Below are 18,554 nucleotides of genomic sequence, written 5' to 3'. Positions count from 1 at the left end.
ATGATCGAGTTTTAATTCTTATCATTCAGCCGAATCGCTTCTTTTGCCAGCTGATCGGCTTTTTGGTTTTGCTTTCCCGGTATCCATTTGATGAAAAAAAGAGAGAAGGCCGCTTTTAATCGGATGATTTCTTCCACATACGGGTGAAACGTTTTATTTTTAACCATTTCAAGCTCAGCGGCTCGTTCCACAATATCTGAATCGGTGCGAAAGGAAACAGATTGATACCCGCGCTTTGCACAAAGCTTCATCCCTTCAATTAAAGCAAGAAATTCCGCTTCCTGATTTGTATGCATTCCGATTGGAATAGAGAAAAACTCTGCTTGTCCTTCATGTTTGATAAAAATGCCGATGCCGGATGGCCCGGGATTACCGGCGCTTGCACCGTCTACATATATTTCGGTAGGCATTACGAACTCCTCTCATCATTCGGTACCATTCTTTTTGCTGCATAAGCATAAGGCAGTGAAATCAAAGATACCGCAAACTTAATTAAATATGTGGAAATAAAAATATGAAGCCAAATTCCTGCCGGATAAATGCCGAAAAAAGCGACACCAGTAAATATCAATGTATCAAACAGCTGGCTGACTGCTGTACTGCCGCCATTTCTGAGCCATAAAAGCCGATCAGAAGGAAATATCCTTCTAATTGACGAATATACATAAACATCCAGCGTTTGGCTGAAGATAAAGGCAAGCAGACTTCCTAACGCGACTCGCGGAAGGAATCCGAAAATCGTTTCCAGCGCTGTTTGCGATATGTCGCTGGAAGCCGGTTCGAAAAGCAGCACGCCCTGCATGACAAATGTCAGCGTCAGGAGCGTTGAGAACCCGAGCCATACCGCTTTTCTGGCTTCCGCCGGACCGTATTTCTCATTCAGCACATCTGTCGCAAAAAAGATTGTGCCGTACATCACATTCCCGAGCGTTGCTGTTAAGCCAAACAGTTCGACTGTTTTGACGACTTGAAGGTTGGCACAAACTGTCGCAAAACCAATCCAAACAAACAGTCCCATTTTGCCAAATCCTTTATAAAATAAAAGAACAATGATAAAATGAATGATCGCAAAAATGATCCAAAATGAATTGTTAAACAAAATGAAAAAGCTTCCTTTCCGGGATAAGATTGGTTTGATTATAGCACATGCCCGGCAACTAATGAATGGTAAGGTGATCATAATGAAGCTCAGACCGCATATGAAGATAGAAGCGAAAGGGACGGGATCCGTCTCATTTTTAGGCGAAGACTGGCTGACTGCTCAGCAGGCACGTATGCTCGCCAGAGAACTAGGCCGTTTTCCATATATGAAAGAGCTCGAGTTCGAAGACGAGAAAGGCGGCAGCTGGACGCTGAAGGAATTGGAAAAGCTGACAGAGGAGCTTGCTCAAGAGCCTGATGACATTACTGTTTATTTTGACGGCAGTTTCGATAAGGAAAGCGAACTGGCCGGACTCGGAATTGTCATTTATTATTCATTGGGAGGAAGCCGGCATCGCTTGAGAAAAAATAAAAGCTTCCGGCTGAAAACCAATAATGAAGCTGAGTACGCGGCGCTTTATGAAGCAATAAGAGAAGTAAGAGAGATTGGGGCTAGCAGAAATTCAATTACAATCAAAGGGGACTCGCTTGTTGTGCTGAATCAGCTTGACGGCAGCTGGCCTTGCTATGATCCGTCTCATAATGAATGGCTGGACAAAATAGAAGCACTCCTTGAATCGCTGAAGCTCACTCCAACTTACGAAACCATACAGCGGAAAGACAACCAGGAAGCTGACGGCCTCGCTAAAAAAATTCTATCCCATCAATTCGTAGAAAGCCATACGAAATTAGACCGTAACGGAGATGACGATATTGGATAAGAAAATGATCTTTAAAGAACTGACAGAACTGCAAGATGAATATTGCAAGGACTGTTTTATTAAGAAACAGTTTCGTAAAGATTTTGGCAAAACTTATGCACATTCATTTTGTATTAATAAATGTACAGTAGGTGAAAAGCTGAAAGCATACGGCGATGTCTTAACCAATCACTAAAGAATAAAAACCGCAGAAGCTGCGGTTTTTATTCTTTGAATTCATCCAGCTGATGCTGGCTATCATCCAGCAGCTGCTGTTGCTGCTCTACAAATTCAGGATCATCGAGAGCTGCCAGTTCTTCAGATTGTGATAGTTCTCTTGCATCCTCAATGGCTTGGTATGCGGAATCGACTAATGTTTTACTTTGGCCTCTCGTCGCAGCTCCTGTCGTTTTCTGAGCAGTTTCCACCGCTAGTTCCAGCTGCCGCTTATCCGTAAAGCCAGTTTGCTCCTCTTCATGAAATTCTGATGTCATAAAAAACACCTCCGCAATTATTTTGCAGAGGTTTTTTGAAATTTATGTACCAAAATAGAAAATAAAATGAAAAATAAGCCGATATAACTATTGAACCAGAATAAATAGGACTGTTTTACTATTTGAGGTATCTTGGCAGAGAAGGGGAACGAAGCTATGGATGATAAAGACTTGAGGTCGATCCTTCACAAAACATTTATAGAAATATACAGTGATTTAGAAGAACTCGCGGATATCGCGAAAAAAGGGAAGCCGTCAATGGAAAAACATGTCGAAGAGATTGAACAGAGGTGCAAACAAAATATTTTGGCCATTGAAATTCAGATGAAAATCAAATAGGAGAGGCATTTGCCTCTCCTCTATTTGTCATCATGTATTGAGTTTAGAGTTTTACAACATTAGAAGCTTGAGGTCCACGATTACCTTCGACAATTTCAAAAGAAACTTCTTGTCCTTCTTCTAATGATTTGTATCCGTCTCCTTCGATAGCTGTGAAGTGAACAAATACATCGTCTCCGCCTTCAACTTCAATGAAGCCGAATCCTTTTTCGTTGTTGAACCATTTTACTTTACCGTTTTGCATATTGCTTAATTCCTCCTAGTACTGTAGCACCCGTGTGCTAAAAAAAATTTTGTCACCATTTAACTTTGATTCATTGTTAAATGATGGTTCAACTATACACCATCTGGGAGCACCCGTCAAGTTCCGAAACTGCTTATTTTTAAAAAGAAGGGAAAGTTTCACAAAAAAATGTAACCGCTCTTATAAATAGGTGAATAAAATAAAAGAGCACGCGATTTTCGCGTGCTCTTTATGAACATCATTACGATAGCGCTTTGGCTCTTTGTTTAGCTGTCATCATCATTTCTGATTCCTTCAGGATATCCTCTAAAATCACTTCAGAGGAGTTTGCTAAATGAAGGTCCTTAATGTTTTTCTTCATGCGCTGTAAGGTATCTTCATCTGCGAGAAGGGAAGTGACTGACTCGAGAATCTCTTCGTGACGGTTCACGACGATGGCAGCTCCGCGATCTTCAAAGTAGTTCGCATTTTCTTTTTCCTGGCCGGGTACGGGTTTGTACAGAATGACAGGCACACCGATGGCAGTTGCTTCTGTCAAAGTAATGCCGCCAGGTTTTGTAATCATGCAATCTGTGATCCGGAACAGCTCATCAATGCGCTCCACATAGCCAAGAACTTTTAATTTGTCACCGTTTTCTGCTTCAAGCGTACTTAAAGATTCTTTTAAAGCCGTATTTTTCCCGCACACGACAACCACTTGCACATGGTCATCTTTGACAAGGTTTTCGCACAGCTCTTTTACGTTTTTTAATACACCGTGTGCGCCTGCCATGATCAGAAGCACTTTTTTGTTTGGTGAAAGATTGTACTTTTGATATAACGGCTCCGCCGGCAGAGATTCTTCAAATTGCGGTCTGATTGGAATTCCGGTGATTTTTACGTTGCTTGGATGAGTGCCGATCTCCAGCAGTTTTTCCTTCACATAATCTGTCGCCACATAATATTTATCCACGTTTTCGTGAACCCAAATTTTATGAAGGCAAAAATCAGTCATAACGTTGAAGGTAGGAATGACTCTTCCGGTTCGGCGTCTGTATTCCGGCACGACGATCATCGGAAATGTATTAATAATAATATCGGGCTGATGTTCATTGACAAGTTCGCCCAATCGTTTATTTCCCATTTTAAAGTAAATATTAAATTTACGTTTATTATAGATTTTGTCAACTCCGTAATAAAACAAACGATAAAACTGTTTCCCGATTGAGAAGCTTTTTAAATAAAGGTACTGAGTTACCTCTGAAACAATCGGATTTGACTCTTGGTACAAATTAGAAACTGTTACATGCTGAAAGCCGAGCCGTACACATTGCTCATAAAGCGTTTTGGCTACCTGCACATGTCCATTTCCGTAATTTGCAGTCAAAATTAATACTCTTTTATTGGTATTCAAGTAAATTCACCTCAATGTAATCAACAACAAGCAAGCTTCATGCATCGTAAGGAGTTATTGTCTATACATAAACATAACACAAATACATAATTGAATTATTAATGCAGTGAAAAAATTAAGCTAATTTTAAAAGATTTGGATTCCAAGATTTTAAATTTTTGTTATACGCAGACTGAATCAGATGTATTTTATCATATTTTTTGCTCAGCGTATCATTAAAAAAGAAAAATCAGTCCCATTCATAAGGAGTTTCTTGGTAAACGTAATAATTCAGCCAGTTCATAAACAATAGCGTCGCATGCGCTTTCCAGCGATTCACTGGCTCTTTGCTGTCTACTGCGAAATAATGTTTAGGCGCCGCGACAGTAGAAAGATTTCGTTCCAGATCTCTTTCATATTCTTGAAGAAGCGTATTTGTATCATATTCAGGATGCCCTGTTAAAAAGACTTGTTTTTCGTCTTTTGACACAATTAAGCAAACCCCAGCTTCCTTTGATGCAGTAAGAATATTTAACTCGGGCACAGCTTGAAGTTGTTCCATATTTATATCTGTATGCCGGGAGTGCGGCACGTAGTATAGCTCGTCAAAACCTCTAACCAATCTTTCGTGTTTTAAAAGAACAGTGTGTTCGAACACACCGAAGATTTTTTTCGGCATTTCAATTTTTTCCACACCATAATGGTAATACAAACCTGCTTGAGCGCCCCAGCAAATATGCAAGGTTGAAGTGACATTCGTTTTGCTCCACTCCATAATCTCTTTGAGCTCTTCCCAATATGAAACATCTTCAAACGCCAAATGCTCGATCGGCGCACCGGTGATAATCATGCCGTCAAACTTCTTGTGACGGATATTGGAAAAAGTCGTATAAAATTCGTCAAGGTGTTCTCTTGCAGTATTTTTCGGCGTGTGTGTGCTTGGGATTAAGAAAGTAAAATGAACCTGTAAAGGCGAATTTCCAAGCAATCTGAGAAGCTGAGTCTCAGTTTGGATTTTTTTCGGCATTAAATTCAATATGATAATTTTTTGCGGCCGGATATCCTGATGAAATGCTCTGCTTTCATCCATTACAAATATATGTTCACTCTCAAGCACCTGTTTTGCCGGCAGGTGTGTTGGTATATTAATAGGCAACGTGCCACCTCCATTATTTCCCCGTTTAATTTTCTTCATTATAGGAATTTTCACGCCAATTTTCAATCTATCTATTAGTGTTTGAGGGGGAAACAACAGAAAACTCTTTAAATAAAACGCATAGATACGCCTTTTGGTTTCACTGGAAAATGCTTTTTCGATGATTTATCCCAGAAGGGAACTGTCATGTTTTATAGAATGGTTAAGATAACAAAAGAAGCCCGCATGTGTATATAACATTATTTTGAACACCAGCCACTCCTTTGCAATAACAGCCGGCATATCAGGTTTATTTGACTCTGCTCTTATAAGTTCTGATAAAAGGTGTTTATTTTGAATTGAGATATAAAAACGGTAAAATAATCAGCAGCAGTGACATAGGAGGGACTTACATGTCTATATATCATATGAAGGTACGTACAATAACAGGAAAAGAGATGACACTTCAGCCTTTTGCCGGAAAGGTATTGATGATCGTGAATACAGCGAGCAAATGCGGCTTTTCGCCGCAATTGAAACAGCTTCAGGAGTTATATGATACATATCGGCAGGAGGGACTGGAGATCTTAGGGTTCCCCTGCAATCAATTTATGAGCCAGGAGCCTGGTGATGAGGCAGATATACAAGAATTTTGCGAAACAAATTACGGTGTTACGTTTCCTATGTTTTCAAAAGTAGAAGTAAACGGAAAAAACGCCCACCCGCTGTTTGTGTATTTGACAGAGCATGCGAAAGGGATGCTGGGAACTAAGGCAATCAAGTGGAATTTCACGAAGTTTATAGTGGACAGAAACGGAGAAATCATTGGCCGCTATTCTCCGAATACAAATCCGAAAGAGCTGGAAGACGTTATCGTGAAGCTGTTAGGGCAATAAAGAGGGTGTTTTTGTGAAGGAATTGAAGCGGACAGGGCAAATCAGGGCATGGGTCCAGTCTGTGCTGACCGGCGAAAGCTCTGGACACGATTGGCATCATGTATCAAGAGTTGCAGATCTTGCTTTATATATTGGAGAAAAGGAAAATGCGGATTTGTTCATAGTTGAAATCACGGCTTTGGTTCATGATTTAATTGATGTCAAGATGCCTGACACGTTTAGGTTTTCAGTGAGCGAAGTATATGATCAGCTCGTTTTTTTCGGAGTTGGAAAAGAGGATGCTGACAGAGTGATTCACATCATCACAAGAATGTCCTTTCGGGATAGGGATAAGCTGGCGGAAGAGCCGCATTCAATTGAGGGAAAAGCCGTACAGGATGCTGACAGGCTTGATGCCATCGGTGCTGTAGGGATTGCCAGAGCTTTTATGTTTGCGGGCGCAAAAGGGCACAGCCTTTATGGAAATGATCAAAGTGCCTACGCTCATTTTTTCCATAAGCTGCTCCGGCTGAAAGATATGATGAATACAGACACCGCACGGAAACTGGCAGAAGAAAGACATGATTTTATGCTTCAGTTTGTCCGCCAATTAGAAAAAGACGTACCCGGGATTGATGCCGAAACGTCGTAATAGAAGGCTTGGAACGACTATGATAGAATAAGTCACAGATATGTTATAGGAGGACGATCATGAAGATAAAATCAATTGAACCTACGCCAAGTCCCAATACAATGAAGGTCATCTTAACGGAAGAGCTTCCGGCGGGCAAAAGCAATAACTATAAACCGGATCAAGCAGAAGGCGCACAGCCTGTTATAGCGGAAATCCTTAAAATAGAAGGCGTTAAAGGCGTATATCATGTCGCTGATTTTCTGGCTGTTGAACGGAACGCGAGATACGATTGGAAAGACATTTTACCGCAAGTCCGCTCTGCATTTGGGATGGAAAGTGCTGAAAATACAAAGGGAAACCGCTCTGACCAAGAGTCTTTTGGAGAAGTAAAAGTTTTTGTGCAGATGTTCAGCGGCATTCCTATGCAGGTTAAATTAACTGATGGGGAGCGGGAAGAGCGCTTCGGGTTACCGGAACGCTTTCAGCAGGCGATCTTAAAACTCAGATCTGAAGCTTCAAATGTTGTGTTTGAGCGGACCTGGAAAGAACAAGGCGTCAGATTCGGTGATTTTAATGAAATCGGTCATGACGTGACAGAAGAGCTTCAGGCCGCTTACAGTGATGAACGGCTGAAACGGCTGACAGAAGCAGCCGTTCAAGGAAAAGGCGAAGCAAAACAAGCTGTACAGCGCAAAGCGTATAAAGTAACGCTTGACATGCTGGATGATGAGGACTGGAAAAAGCGTTATGCGCATTTGGAGCAGATGGATCCGAAAGAGGAGGATATCCCGGTTTTACAGAAGGCATTGGATGATCCCAAGGTGTCTATCAGAAGACAGGCTGTCGTATATTTAGGAATGATTGAAACATCCGATGTTCTTCCTTTATTATACAAAGCACTTGAGGACAAAGCTGTCTCAGTCAGAAGAACGGCAGGAGACTGCCTGTCAGATATCGGCGACTCTCAAGCCATTCCTGCTATGATCAAGTCGTTAAGCGACTCCAGCAAGCTTGTCCGCTGGCGTGCGGCTATGTTCCTGTATGAAGTCGGCGATGAAAGTGCCATTGAAGCTTTACGCACTGCCGAAGATGATCCCGAATTTGAGGTCAGCCTTCAAGTGAAAATGGCGCTTGAACGTATTGAGCATGGAGAAGAAGCAAAAGGTTCTGTTTGGAAACAAATGACAGAGAGCAGAAAAAAGGGCGATTAAAAGAATGAAAAAGGTGCAGATCCTGCATCTTTTTTTTGTGAATTCACTTTTTATAAAAATTATTTCGAATATTGTTGAAAAATATCCGAAAACTATTTATAGTAAGTAACAATATTAATAGTTGGAGGGTTTACATCGACAGAAAGCTATATAAATATAAAAACATGAAGGAAACAATCAAGGTAAGGGCGGCCTGAATGTCATCTGTTTGCAAAAACAGCCCGAAAATAAACTGAAAATTGTTAAAATAAAATCCAGTCTAACAATTGAAAGTATTTAGGAGGATCACCATGGCAGAATTACGCAGTAACATGATCACACAAGGAATCGATAGAGCTCCGCACCGCAGTTTGCTCCGTGCAGCAGGTGTAAAAGAAGAGGATTTTGGCAAACCGTTTATTGCGGTTTGTAATTCATACATTGATATCGTTCCAGGTCATGTTCACTTGCAGGAGTTTGGGAAAATCGTAAAACAAGCAATCAGAGAAGCTGGGGGCGTACCGTTTGAGTTTAATACAATCGGAGTAGATGACGGCATCGCGATGGGGCATATCGGGATGAGGTATTCGCTGCCGAGCCGTGAAATTATCGCAGACTCTGTGGAAACGGTCGTATCCGCACACTGGTTTGACGGTATGGTCTGTATTCCGAACTGTGACAAAATCACGCCGGGAATGCTTATGGCGGCAATGCGCGTCAACATTCCAACGATTTTTGTCAGCGGCGGACCGATGGCGGCAGGAAGAACAAGTGACGGAAAAAAAATCTCTCTTTCCTCAGTTTTCGAAGGAGTAGGCGCTTTCCAAGCCGGAAAAATCAACGAAAACGAACTTCAAGAATTAGAACAGTTCGGATGCCCGACGTGCGGATCTTGCTCAGGCATGTTTACGGCGAACTCAATGAACTGCCTGTCTGAAGCACTCGGCCTTGCTTTGCCGGGTAACGGAACCATTCTTGCGACAGCACCAGAACGCAAAGAGTTTGTCAGAAAATCAGCTGCTCAATTAATGGAAACAATTCGCAAAGATATCAAACCGCGTGATATCGTGACAGAAAAAGCGATTGATAACGCGTTTGCGCTCGATATGGCGCTCGGCGGTTCAACAAACACCGTTCTTCATACGCTTGCCATCGCAAACGAAGCCGGCGTGGAATACTCTTTAGAACGCATTAACGAAGTTGCTGAGCGTGTGCCGCACTTGTCCAAACTGGCGCCTGCATCAGATGTGTATATTGAAGATCTTCATGAAGCCGGCGGTGTGTCTGCGGCGTTGAATGAGCTTTCCAAGAAAGAAGGGGCACTTCATTTAGATGCGCTGACTGTAACAGGAAAAACACTCGGAGAAACCATTGCCGGACATGAAGTAAAGGATTATGACGTCATCCATCCGCTGGATCAACCATTCACTGAAAAGGGCGGCCTCGCTGTTTTATTCGGTAATCTGGCTCCGGACGGCGCGATCATTAAAACAGGCGGCGTACAGAACGGAATTACGAGACACGAAGGGCCGGCTGTCGTCTTTGATTCTCAGGATGAGGCGCTTGACGGCATTATCAATCGTAAAGTAAAAGAAGGCGACGTGGTCATTATCAGATACGAAGGGCCAAAAGGCGGACCTGGTATGCCGGAAATGCTTGCCCCTACATCTCAGATCGTTGGAATGGGACTCGGACCAAAAGTGGCATTGCTTACGGACGGACGTTTTTCCGGAGCTTCCCGAGGCCTCTCGATTGGCCACGTATCACCAGAGGCGGCAGAGGGAGGACCGCTTGCCTTTGTTGAAAACGGAGACCATATCGTTGTTGATATTGAAAAACGCATCTTGGATGTACAAGTGCCGGAGGAAGAATGGGAAAAACGGAAAGCAAATTGGAAAGGTTTTGAACCAAAGGTGAAAACCGGCTACTTGGCCCGTTATTCTAAACTTGTGACAAGCGCCAACACCGGCGGTATCATGAAAATCTAGACAGCGGGGAACGCTTTCTCCTATTTTAAGGCGTGAACATTTGAAATCCGGCCCTCTCTATAGTATCCTTTACTTCAGATGAAGGATAATAGAGGGGGCTTTTTTTATGTCAATGGCTTATGAAGAATACATGCGCCAGCTTGTCGTACCGATGCGCCGCGAGCTGACTGGAGCAGGTTTTGAAGAATTAACAACAGCGGAAGAAGTAGAAAACTTTATGGAAAAGGCAGAGGGCACAACTCTTGTTGTCGTTAACTCTGTATGCGGCTGCGCGGCAGGCCTTGCGCGTCCTGCGGCAACACAGGCAGTCCTCCAGCATGACAAAACACCTGACAATACAGTGACTGTATTTGCGGGACAAGATAAAGAAGCTACTGTAAAAATGCGTGAGTATTTTACTGGACAGGAGCCTTCTTCACCGTCAATGGCTCTTTTGAAAGGCAAGGAAGTCGTCCATTTTATTCCGCGTCATGAAATCGAAGGTCATGATATGGAAGAGATCATGAAAAATTTGACCGCTGCCTTTGATGCACACTGCTAAATGCCCGTTTTCCGGGCATTTTCTTTTTGGGAGTACTGAAGATGATAACAACAAGCTATAGACCGTCTGAACACACCGTGAAAACCGCAAAACTGCTTTCTAAAGAGCTTGATATGCCATACTGCAGCCGAAATAAACAGACGGTTGAAAACCTGCTGAAGTCAGCTGAACATGATTTGCTTGTGGTCGGCAAAGAACGGTTTGAACTTTATACGAAACAAGGGGCTAAATTCTTTTTTCATCCGAATACAGCGATGTTCAGAGCTAAACGCTTTTTACGGGGTGAGCGAGAGCCGATGCTTCGGGCAGCTGACTTATCGGAAGGGGATACGTTTTTAGATTGCACACTTGGGCTGGGTTCGGATTCCATTATCGCAAGTATGGCAGTAGGCGAAACGGGTTCTGTGATTGGAATTGAAAAAAGCCATCTTGTTTCCGTTTTGGTGAGGAAGGGGCTGCAATCATGGCAAACGGGCATAGAAGAGCTTCAAGCTGCAATGAGCAGAATCCAAGTAAAGAATGGGGATTGCTATGAATACATCAAGCAGCTTCCTGACAACTCTTTTGATGTGATATATTTCGATCCAATGTTTCATGAGCCTGTAGAGACGTCTGACGGCATCGCGCCTTTACGGAACTTTGCGGAGGATTCAGCTTTGGATGAAGGGTGTATCAAAGAAGCGGTGCGCGCTGCCAGAAAAAGCGTTGTACTGAAAGACCACTGGAAAAGCCCGCGATTTGAACAGTTTGGTTTTAACGTCATCAAAAGAAAAACAGCGCTGTTCCATTATGGTGTCATTCAAGCCGCAAGTAAAACAAGCCCGTGACGAACACGGGCTTTCTGTTAATCGGTGACTTCCATGACGACAAAGTATAACAATGTTAAGAGTGAAACTGTGGCAAACAGAGCGTCAATCATGTGGAAAGCCTCCTTTCACAGAATATTGTAAGCGTTTTTACACAAACCGCAAAGTTACGAATCTCCTAATTTGCATATCAGTTTCATATCGTACATGACTTGCATGTTTCGGGTGTGCTAAAATAAGAGAAACATAACAAAAAAATAGAGAGGAATAAGCAATCATGAAAATGTGGATGAGAAAGACCCTTGTGGTTTTATTTACCATCGTAACGTTCGGGCTCGTATCTCCTCCGGCTGCTCTTATGGCGGACAAGCCCTCCGGACAGCCGAGCAGTCTTGAGCAGAATGATTACACCGCTTTTTATGATGAGCATGACCTGTACGATGATGAGTCGGAAGACAGGCGAGATCCTGAACTGCTTTTTCAAACGTACAAGGAACAGCTCCTTGACAGCGCTGAGGATCAGTCCTTTGTGAAATTCGGCAGCAAAATCGCTCCGGTCATTGAGGATGACTATCGGAAAGAGATCATGCCGAAAATCGAAAATGTGATTAGTGATTATTTGGCGACATTGCAAGAGGATGAGGCGTATCAAGATGTTGTGATCTCAAGCATGCCTTCAGCGGGCCAAACGGAAAAAATTTTCAACGTTTACAATCGGACGACTGGAAAAGATCTCATCAGATTCCATGTGCGCAGAGACCACCCGCCTCATGACGGCTACTGGTTTAATTTTCATTATCATACAGCAGAAGATGGATTTCAATCACATCATGAACTTGGAAGCATATACTGGGACCGCAACACGCCTCCCAACTGGATGAGTGCGTAAAGGAGATGCCATTAGACATGAAAAAGTACACAATGAATGAAATGGTCGATATAACAAAAGATATGCTGAACAAACGGGGCGTTATGATCGAAGATATTGCGCGGATTGTTCAAAAACTTCAGGAAAAATACAATCCAAATTTGCCACTCAGTGTATGTATGGAGAATGTAGAAAAAGTGCTGAACAAACGTGAAATTATTCATGCTGTTTTAACTGGCCTTGCGCTTGATCAGCTCGCTGAGCAGAAACTTCTTCCGGAACCGCTGCAGCACCTTGTTGAAACGGATGAACCGCTTTACGGCATAGATGAAATTATCCCTCTTTCAATCGTTAATGTATACGGGTCGATCGGCCTGACCAACTTCGGTTATTTGGATAAAGAGAAGATTGGAATCATTAAAGAACTTGATGAAAGCCCGGACGGTATTCATACCTTTTTGGATGATATCGTGGCAGCACTTGCAGCAGCCGCTGCGAGCAGAATTGCCCATACGCATCAGGATCTGCAAGATGAAGAAAAAGAACAGGATGAAAAGCCTGTCGTCAGATGACTGATAAAAAAAATCATTTCTGGGTTCAGAAATGATTTTTTATTGTGTTACACTACTAGAAGACTACTTTTAAAGGATGGAAAAGATGAAACAGTACAAGGATTTATGCAGACATGTGTTAGAGCATGGCGAAAAAAAGGGAGACCGGACAGGGACCGGTACAGTCAGCACCTTCGGATATCAAATGAGATTTAATTTACAGGAAGGTTTTCCGATGCTGACAACAAAAAAACTCCACTTTAAATCGATTGCGCATGAGTTGCTTTGGTTTTTAAAAGGGGATACCAATGTACGCTATTTGCAGGAAAACGGAGTGCGGATCTGGAATGAGTGGGCTGATGAAAACGGTGAACTCGGACCTGTATACGGTTCCCAATGGCGTTCTTGGCGGGGAGCTGACGGAGAAACCGTTGATCAAATTTCCCGTCTTATTGAAGATATTAAGACAAATCCGAATTCCAGACGCTTAATCGTCAGCGCCTGGAATGTCGGTGAAATTGATAAAATGGCATTGCCGCCGTGCCATTGCCTGTTCCAATTCTACGTGTCTGACGGCAAGCTGTCCTGCCAGCTGTATCAGCGCTCTGCTGATGTTTTCCTTGGTGTGCCGTTTAATATTGGTTCTTATGCCCTGTTAACTATGATGATTGCTCATGTGACTGGGCTTGAACCGGGAGAGTTTATTCATACATTTGGCGATGTCCATATTTATCAGAACCATATTGAACAGATCAATTTGCAGCTGACAAGGGATGTTCGCCCGCTTCCGAAGCTTCGTTTCGCCAGAGAGGTTGATTCTATTTTCAACTTTGCGTTTGAGGACTTTATCATCGAGGATTATGATCCGCATCCTCATATTAAAGGAGCGGTCAGTGTATGATTTCGTTCATTTTTGCGATGGATGCCAACAGGCTGATAGGCAAAGACAATGATTTGCCGTGGCATTTGCCCAATGACCTTGCATACTTTAAAAAAGTAACCTCTGGCCATTCCATCATTATGGGCCGGAAAACATTTGAATCGATTGGACGTCCGCTTCCAAATCGGAAAAATATTGTCGTCACATCAGCGCCGGCTTCAGAATTTCCGGGATGTACGGTTGTCAGTTCGTTAAAGGATGTGCTGGACATTTGTTCAGGCTCTGACGAATGCTTTGTGATCGGAGGGGCTCAGCTCTATACAGCGCTGTTTCCTTATGCGGACAGACTGTATATGACGAAAATTCATCATAAGTTTGAGGGTGACCGTCACTTCCCCGAATTTGATGAAACCAATTGGAAGCTGGTTTCTTCTGAGCGGGGGATCAAGGACGAAAAAAACCCGTACGATTACGAATTTCTGATGTATGAAAAAAAGAATTCTTCTGAAGCGGGAGGATTTTAATTGGTTCGCTACAGCTTGCTAGTAATTTATATTGTGTATATGCTGTTAAAAAATATGAAACAATTATTTAATCAAAGGATGCTTGACCCCCGTCTGTCATACAAAAAACAGATGACTCTTGTCTACGAGCAGCCAAAGGCGTTTTTGGAAGGCTGTGTCGGCATCACCGGTTCAATTGTGACGATCCATCAGCCTGAGCCAATACCGCACGGTCCTGTTTTGTATGTGCATCCCCGTTTGCGTTTGGCTGAACTGGCCTTAATTGCTGGGTATATTGAGGAACCAGCCGGCTTTATTGCCAATCCAAAAGGATTTCGCTTTCCTTTAATCGGGCAATGGCTAGATCGGATGGATGTGATTTCAGACGGCGACTCAGAAAAGGTATATGAAGATGTAACGAAACAGCTGGAAAAAGGACAAAGTCTGATTCTTTCATTAGATGGTTCTATAGATCCTATTGAACTTGCGGCCTGCTATCATCTTCCATTGGTGATGGTGGAAACGAAAGGAACAGATGACCTGCAAAAGGGATCGTTTTTTAAACGCTTAAAACCAGCAGACATTGAATTGTCATTTTCAAAAGCTTATATACCAGCAAATGAAAAACAATTACGTGCATAAAAAGCGCAGTCCCAAAGACTGCGCTTTTCTGTTACGAAATAAACGGCACCTTCACACAATAAAACAGCACACAGAAAAACATCGCAGCGCTTCCGCCTAATACAAAGCTATGCCATATGGCGTGATGGAAGGGGATCTTTTTCCAAATATAAAAGATGGTTCCGACCGAGTATAAAATGCCGCCGAGAAAAAGGAGGCTGAATCCCGCTCCGCTCAGCGAAGCGTATAAAGGTTTAACCGCGATAATCATCAGCCATCCCATAATCAAATACACGAAGGTTGACAATAGGATAAAGCGTTTTACGAAGAAAATTTTAAAAACGATTCCGCCTAATGCAAGAGACCATACGATAACCAGCAGGGTGAAGCCAAGTGTGCCTTTCAGCGGCCCCAGCAAAAAAGGCGTATAGGTTCCGGCGATCAGTACATAAATGGCGCTATGATCAATAATCTCCAAAATATCCTTCGTCTTTTTATGTGTGATGCTGTGAAGCAGTGTGGAGCTTAAATATAACAGCAGCATAGAGCCACCGAATATTGTAAAGCTGACAATGTCCCATGCGGACCCGTAATTAGCCGCAAATAGGATAAGAAATACTAATGCTGGTATGGATAAGAGTACACCGATGCCGTGTGTTATCGCATTGGCGATCTCTTCTTTGATTGTAAACAAGTGCATTCTCCTTTCGATCGCTAGATCATTTGATTTTTCAGCGTTTCCAGAAAGCTCAAACCCTCTAAAGTAATTTTAGTGCCGGCGCGTCCGCGGCTTTTTGTGACATAATCTTTTTTCTCCAAATAATCGAGACGGCTTCTGACCTGCTGAGGGGTTAACGAGGTTTGGGTGTTTTTACTGTGTTCCGAAATGATCCGTCTGCTGGCCGGTTCTCCTTTTTCGTTTAACGCTTTTATTGTTTCCAAAATAAACAAAAACTCAGCTTTTTCCATTAAAGTCAGCAGCTTCGCTTTTTTTTTCAATGCTTTTCCGTCTATTGGGCCCCTAATGTATGGCGGCACATCATATGGATGAATCGTTCCTCCGCTTGACACTGCGGCCATATAATCTGCGGCATTTTTTAATTCCCTGACATTGCCTTCGAATGTGTGCTGCTCAAGCATTGAAAAGACTGAGGGATCAATGAACAATTGCTGGCCGGAGTTTGAGAGAAAATACTTTGTCAAAAGTGGTATATCGCTCTTTCGTTCAGACAATTCGGGCAGTGTGAGTGTTAAAATATTCAGTCTGTAAAATAAGTCTTGTCTGAATGTATGTTCCGCGCATCCGCCTGCAGAAGCACAGATGATTCGCGGTTTTTCCGTGTCTGTATCAAGCGCTTTTAGTAGCTGAGCTTGTACAGAAGCAGGCATGCGCCAAACTTCATCAAGAAAAAGGGTCCCTTGTGCCGTTTTTTTAAACGCACCTGTGCTACCGTCATGGCCAAAAAGCTCAAACATAAGGCTTTCTTCTGAATGGATGCTGCAATTGACGCTAATAAAAGGTTCGCTGTTTCTCGAGGATTCCTGGTGTATCGCTTGTGCAAAATGATCTTTTCCTGCTCCGATTTTTCCTGTTATTAGGACAGGAAGCTCCGATAATGAGAACTGCTTGGCGATTCGTTTCGCGTCCAGGAATGTTTGATGTTCTCCGATCAGATTATGAAACGTGTTGAGTATTGGTGCGCTATTCATCAATTGGCTCCTTTTGGTTCTAATTGGTTTTATTATATCATGCCTTTTGCCTCAAAACACCTTTTATTTATGATCATCTTTTTTCTTAGGTCTGCTGAATGCTGGTGACGCAGGTGTTACCAGGGCATATTGTGAACGCGGTCTGTATTTTTTAAATATTAAATAAAAATAATTGTCTTATTTTTTGAATATTCGTGTTATAATGGCATATTAAATAGGGATTTAAAACAAGAAAGGAATCTGTACATGAAACCGTTGCTTAAAGAAAATTCTCTCATCCAAGTGAAAGACATTTTGAAGGCTCATCAAAACGTAAAGGACGTTGTGATTCACACACCTTTGCAAAGGAATGACAGACTTTCTGAGAGATATGAATGCAATATCTATTTGAAACGTGAAGACTTGCAAGTTGTCAGATCTTTTAAGCTCAGAGGGGCTTATCATAAAATGAAACAGCTTTCCAGCGAGCAGACTGAGAACGGAATTGTATGTGCCAGTGCCGGAAACCACGCTCAAGGTGTGGCGTTCTCATGTAAACATCTTGGCATTCACGGGAAAATTTTTATGCCGTCTACAACACCGAGACAAAAAGTCTCTCAAGTTGAACTGTTCGGAAAAGGGTTTATCGATATTATTTTGATAGGTGATACGTTTGACGATGCGTATAAAAGCGCCGTTGAATGCTGTGAGGCGGAATCACGAACGTTTATTCATCCGTTTGATGATCCGGATGTGATGGCTGGGCAGGGAACGCTAGCGGTCGAAATTTTAAACGATATTGATACAGAACCGCATTTTCTTTTTGCAAGTGTCGGAGGAGGCGGCCTTCTCTCAGGGGTAGGCACTTATTTGAAAAATGTATCTCCTGAAACAAAGGTAATTGCTGTTGAGCCGGAAGGGGCGGCATCCTATTTTGAATCAAACAAAGCCGGGCATGTCGTCACGCTGGATAAAATTGATAAATTTGTAGATGGAGCGGCTGTTAAAAAAATTGGGGAGGAAACGTTCCAGACACTGCAATCCGTCGTGGATGACATTCTCCTTGTTCCTGAAGGGAAAGTATGTACAGCCATTCTTGAATTATATAACGAATGTGCGATTGTTGCTGAACCGGCTGGTGCTCTATCTGTCGGAGCGCTTGATTTGTACAAGAATGAAATAAAAGGCAAAAATGTGGTTTGCGTAGTCAGCGGAGGCAATAATGATATCGGAAGGATGCAGGAAATGAAGGAGCGATCCTTGATTTTTGAAGGACTTCAGCATTATTTTATCGTCAATTTTCCGCAAAGAGCGGGGGCGCTCCGCGAATTTCTTGACGAAGTCCTCGGGCCGAATGATGACATTACAAGGTTTGAGTATACGAAGAAAAATAATAAAAGCAACGGACCTGCTCTTGTCGGCATCGAGCTGCAGGACAAGGCTGACTATGGGCCGCTGATTGAACGAATGAACAAAAAAGCGTTTCATTATGTAGAAGTGAATAAGGATGAGGACTTGTTCCATTTGCTGATCTAATTTTTTCGCACAACCGCGTAAAATGACAGACAGTCCGGCTGGCATTGTATATAATAGAAGAAAAACAAAAAAAGAGGATTGATAGCTTGTTACTCAAAAGCCTAGAGTTCAAACGCAGTGACGGGATTCAGGTGAAAGTGACAGAAATACCTGTATTAAAGGAAGATGAGCACTATTTCTTTATGTTACATCACCATTTGCAGTTCTACTTAAAAGAAGTGTTTTCATCAAACAGCAGGGCAAAAGTGTATTCTTTCCGACATTATATGAAGCGCCGGATGAAATGGGCAGATTATCAGGCTGTTTTTCATCAAGAGGTGTTAAAGTACAACGCGTAATATGCCGTTTTTACCTGTGTGTCTCCCTTTGTAACCGTTGAGTGGGAGGCATGCAGGATTTTTTTTGCCGGTACCGAATATAAATATAAAATAGAGGATATAGCAGGCA

At 42.6% G+C, this 18,554-nt stretch carries 25 protein-coding genes; 16 read left to right on the top strand and 9 right to left on the bottom strand.

Going from position 1 to position 18,554, the window contains the following annotated elements; all coding sequences use genetic code 11:
* Nucleotides 1-11: 11 nt before the first annotated feature.
* Nucleotides 12-410 carry a reverse transcriptase-like protein gene (locus tag ACY3LV_RS05175; protein ID WP_148961530.1) on the bottom strand — a complete coding sequence of 133 codons (399 nt, stop codon included), beginning with the start codon at nucleotides 408-410 and terminating at the stop codon, nucleotides 12-14.
* A complete protein-coding gene (locus tag ACY3LV_RS05170; protein ID WP_333519528.1) occupies nucleotides 410-1,099 on the bottom strand; it encodes a queuosine precursor transporter in 690 nt (229 codons plus the stop codon). Before ACY3LV_RS05170 ends, ACY3LV_RS05175 begins: the two co-directional genes overlap by 1 nt.
* A gap of 82 nt (nucleotides 1,100-1,181) precedes the next feature.
* Here ACY3LV_RS05170 and ACY3LV_RS05165 point away from each other — a divergent pair, with 82 nt between their 5' ends.
* Nucleotides 1,182-1,862, top strand: coding sequence for a ribonuclease H family protein (locus ACY3LV_RS05165; RefSeq protein WP_333516523.1), 681 nt, complete (start codon nucleotides 1,182-1,184; stop codon nucleotides 1,860-1,862).
* Entirely contained in the window at nucleotides 1,855-2,037 is a 183-nt protein-coding gene (locus tag ACY3LV_RS05160) for a zinc-finger domain-containing protein (protein ID WP_087990478.1), read from the top strand. Before ACY3LV_RS05165 ends, ACY3LV_RS05160 begins: the two co-directional genes overlap by 8 nt.
* 28 nt (nucleotides 2,038-2,065) lie before the next feature.
* Here the strand turns inward: ACY3LV_RS05160 and ACY3LV_RS05155 are convergent, their stop codons facing one another.
* Complete coding sequence (locus ACY3LV_RS05155; protein ID WP_087990477.1) at nucleotides 2,066-2,335, bottom strand: DUF2564 family protein; 270 nt, start codon at nucleotides 2,333-2,335, stop codon at nucleotides 2,066-2,068.
* A gap of 156 nt (nucleotides 2,336-2,491) precedes the next feature.
* On the opposite strand from ACY3LV_RS05155, the gene degR reads away from it, so the two are divergent.
* Entirely contained in the window at nucleotides 2,492-2,674 is a 183-nt protein-coding gene (degR, locus tag ACY3LV_RS05150; protein WP_010327956.1) for a transcriptional regulator DegR, read from the top strand.
* A 43-nt stretch (nucleotides 2,675-2,717) separates the two neighbouring features.
* Here the strand turns inward: degR and cspD are convergent, their stop codons facing one another.
* The 4 genes from cspD to metA form a co-directional block, all read right to left on the bottom strand.
* Nucleotides 2,718-2,918, bottom strand: a complete 201-nt coding sequence (gene cspD, locus ACY3LV_RS05145; RefSeq protein ID WP_003230776.1) for a cold-shock protein CspD — start codon at nucleotides 2,916-2,918, stop codon at nucleotides 2,718-2,720.
* A 15-nt stretch (nucleotides 2,919-2,933) separates the two neighbouring features.
* Nucleotides 2,934-3,080, bottom strand: coding sequence for a hypothetical protein (locus ACY3LV_RS05140; protein ID WP_148961533.1), 147 nt, complete (start codon nucleotides 3,078-3,080; stop codon nucleotides 2,934-2,936).
* A 79-nt stretch (nucleotides 3,081-3,159) separates the two neighbouring features.
* The gene (locus tag ACY3LV_RS05135) at nucleotides 3,160-4,311 is read right to left on the bottom strand and encodes a diglucosyl diacylglycerol synthase (protein ID WP_148961534.1); all 1,152 of its coding nucleotides are present in this window, start codon (nucleotides 4,309-4,311) and stop codon (nucleotides 3,160-3,162) included.
* Nucleotides 4,312-4,540: 229 nt separating this feature from the next.
* Nucleotides 4,541-5,446, bottom strand: a complete 906-nt coding sequence (gene metA / locus ACY3LV_RS05130) for a homoserine O-acetyltransferase MetA (RefSeq protein ID WP_148961535.1) — start codon at nucleotides 5,444-5,446, stop codon at nucleotides 4,541-4,543.
* Between the two features lie 392 nt (nucleotides 5,447-5,838).
* Here metA and ACY3LV_RS05125 point away from each other — a divergent pair, with 392 nt between their 5' ends.
* The 11 genes from ACY3LV_RS05125 (at nucleotide 5,839) to ACY3LV_RS05075 (ending at nucleotide 14,903) form a co-directional block, all read left to right on the top strand.
* Nucleotides 5,839-6,321, top strand: coding sequence for a glutathione peroxidase (locus ACY3LV_RS05125; RefSeq protein WP_148961536.1), 483 nt, complete (start codon nucleotides 5,839-5,841; stop codon nucleotides 6,319-6,321).
* A 13-nt stretch (nucleotides 6,322-6,334) separates the two neighbouring features.
* Nucleotides 6,335-6,952 (top strand): HD domain-containing protein, encoded by a 618-nt coding sequence (locus tag ACY3LV_RS05120; protein WP_148961537.1) that lies wholly within the window; start codon nucleotides 6,335-6,337, stop codon nucleotides 6,950-6,952.
* 59 nt (nucleotides 6,953-7,011) lie between these two features.
* Nucleotides 7,012-8,145 (top strand): conserved virulence factor C family protein, encoded by a 1,134-nt coding sequence (locus ACY3LV_RS05115; RefSeq protein ID WP_464863491.1) that lies wholly within the window; start codon nucleotides 7,012-7,014, stop codon nucleotides 8,143-8,145.
* A 290-nt stretch (nucleotides 8,146-8,435) separates the two neighbouring features.
* The gene (gene ilvD / locus ACY3LV_RS05110; protein ID WP_148961539.1) at nucleotides 8,436-10,112 is read left to right on the top strand and encodes a dihydroxy-acid dehydratase; all 1,677 of its coding nucleotides are present in this window, start codon (nucleotides 8,436-8,438) and stop codon (nucleotides 10,110-10,112) included.
* Between the two features lie 106 nt (nucleotides 10,113-10,218).
* Nucleotides 10,219-10,653: a bacilliredoxin BrxA gene (brxA, locus tag ACY3LV_RS05105; protein ID WP_148961540.1), complete on the top strand. Its 435-nt coding sequence runs from the start codon at nucleotides 10,219-10,221 to the stop codon at nucleotides 10,651-10,653.
* A gap of 41 nt (nucleotides 10,654-10,694) precedes the next feature.
* Complete coding sequence (locus tag ACY3LV_RS05100; protein WP_333560131.1) at nucleotides 10,695-11,480, top strand: class I SAM-dependent methyltransferase; 786 nt, start codon at nucleotides 10,695-10,697, stop codon at nucleotides 11,478-11,480.
* Nucleotides 11,481-11,736: 256 nt separating this feature from the next.
* On the top strand, nucleotides 11,737-12,348 hold the full coding sequence (locus ACY3LV_RS05095) for a YpjP family protein (RefSeq protein WP_333560132.1): 612 nt from the start codon (nucleotides 11,737-11,739) through the stop codon (nucleotides 12,346-12,348).
* Nucleotides 12,349-12,365: 17 nt separating this feature from the next.
* A complete protein-coding gene (locus ACY3LV_RS05090; protein WP_087990467.1) occupies nucleotides 12,366-12,899 on the top strand; it encodes a phosphatidylglycerophosphatase A family protein in 534 nt (177 codons plus the stop codon).
* A gap of 85 nt (nucleotides 12,900-12,984) precedes the next feature.
* Nucleotides 12,985-13,779 (top strand): thymidylate synthase, encoded by a 795-nt coding sequence (locus ACY3LV_RS05085; RefSeq protein WP_148961543.1) that lies wholly within the window; start codon nucleotides 12,985-12,987, stop codon nucleotides 13,777-13,779.
* On the top strand, nucleotides 13,776-14,282 hold the full coding sequence (gene dfrA / locus ACY3LV_RS05080; protein WP_148961544.1) for a dihydrofolate reductase DfrA: 507 nt from the start codon (nucleotides 13,776-13,778) through the stop codon (nucleotides 14,280-14,282). The genes ACY3LV_RS05085 and dfrA overlap by 4 nt, the downstream gene beginning before the upstream one ends.
* A complete protein-coding gene (locus ACY3LV_RS05075; RefSeq protein WP_333560133.1) occupies nucleotides 14,283-14,903 on the top strand; it encodes a 1-acyl-sn-glycerol-3-phosphate acyltransferase in 621 nt (206 codons plus the stop codon).
* A 31-nt stretch (nucleotides 14,904-14,934) separates the two neighbouring features.
* Here ACY3LV_RS05075 and trhA read toward each other — a convergent pair whose 3' ends face one another.
* Both trhA and ACY3LV_RS05065 read right to left on the bottom strand, forming a co-directional pair.
* Nucleotides 14,935-15,576 carry a PAQR family membrane homeostasis protein TrhA gene (gene trhA, locus ACY3LV_RS05070; RefSeq protein ID WP_148961546.1) on the bottom strand — a complete coding sequence of 214 codons (642 nt, stop codon included), beginning with the start codon at nucleotides 15,574-15,576 and terminating at the stop codon, nucleotides 14,935-14,937.
* 20 nt (nucleotides 15,577-15,596) lie between these two features.
* Nucleotides 15,597-16,592: a sigma 54-interacting transcriptional regulator gene (locus ACY3LV_RS05065; protein ID WP_333560134.1), complete on the bottom strand. Its 996-nt coding sequence runs from the start codon at nucleotides 16,590-16,592 to the stop codon at nucleotides 15,597-15,599.
* A gap of 246 nt (nucleotides 16,593-16,838) precedes the next feature.
* On the opposite strand from ACY3LV_RS05065, the gene ilvA reads away from it, so the two are divergent.
* Together ilvA and ACY3LV_RS05055 are read left to right on the top strand one after the other, a co-directional pair.
* Complete coding sequence (gene ilvA, locus ACY3LV_RS05060; protein WP_333560135.1) at nucleotides 16,839-18,107, top strand: threonine ammonia-lyase IlvA; 1,269 nt, start codon at nucleotides 16,839-16,841, stop codon at nucleotides 18,105-18,107.
* A gap of 86 nt (nucleotides 18,108-18,193) precedes the next feature.
* Entirely contained in the window at nucleotides 18,194-18,445 is a 252-nt protein-coding gene (locus tag ACY3LV_RS05055; RefSeq protein WP_087990460.1) for a DUF2535 family protein, read from the top strand.
* The last annotated feature ends 109 nt before the right edge of the window (nucleotides 18,446-18,554 follow it).

This window comes from Bacillus sp. 11C, from assembly GCF_055486375.1.
This window is presented reverse-complemented; position numbering and strand designations above follow the sequence as displayed.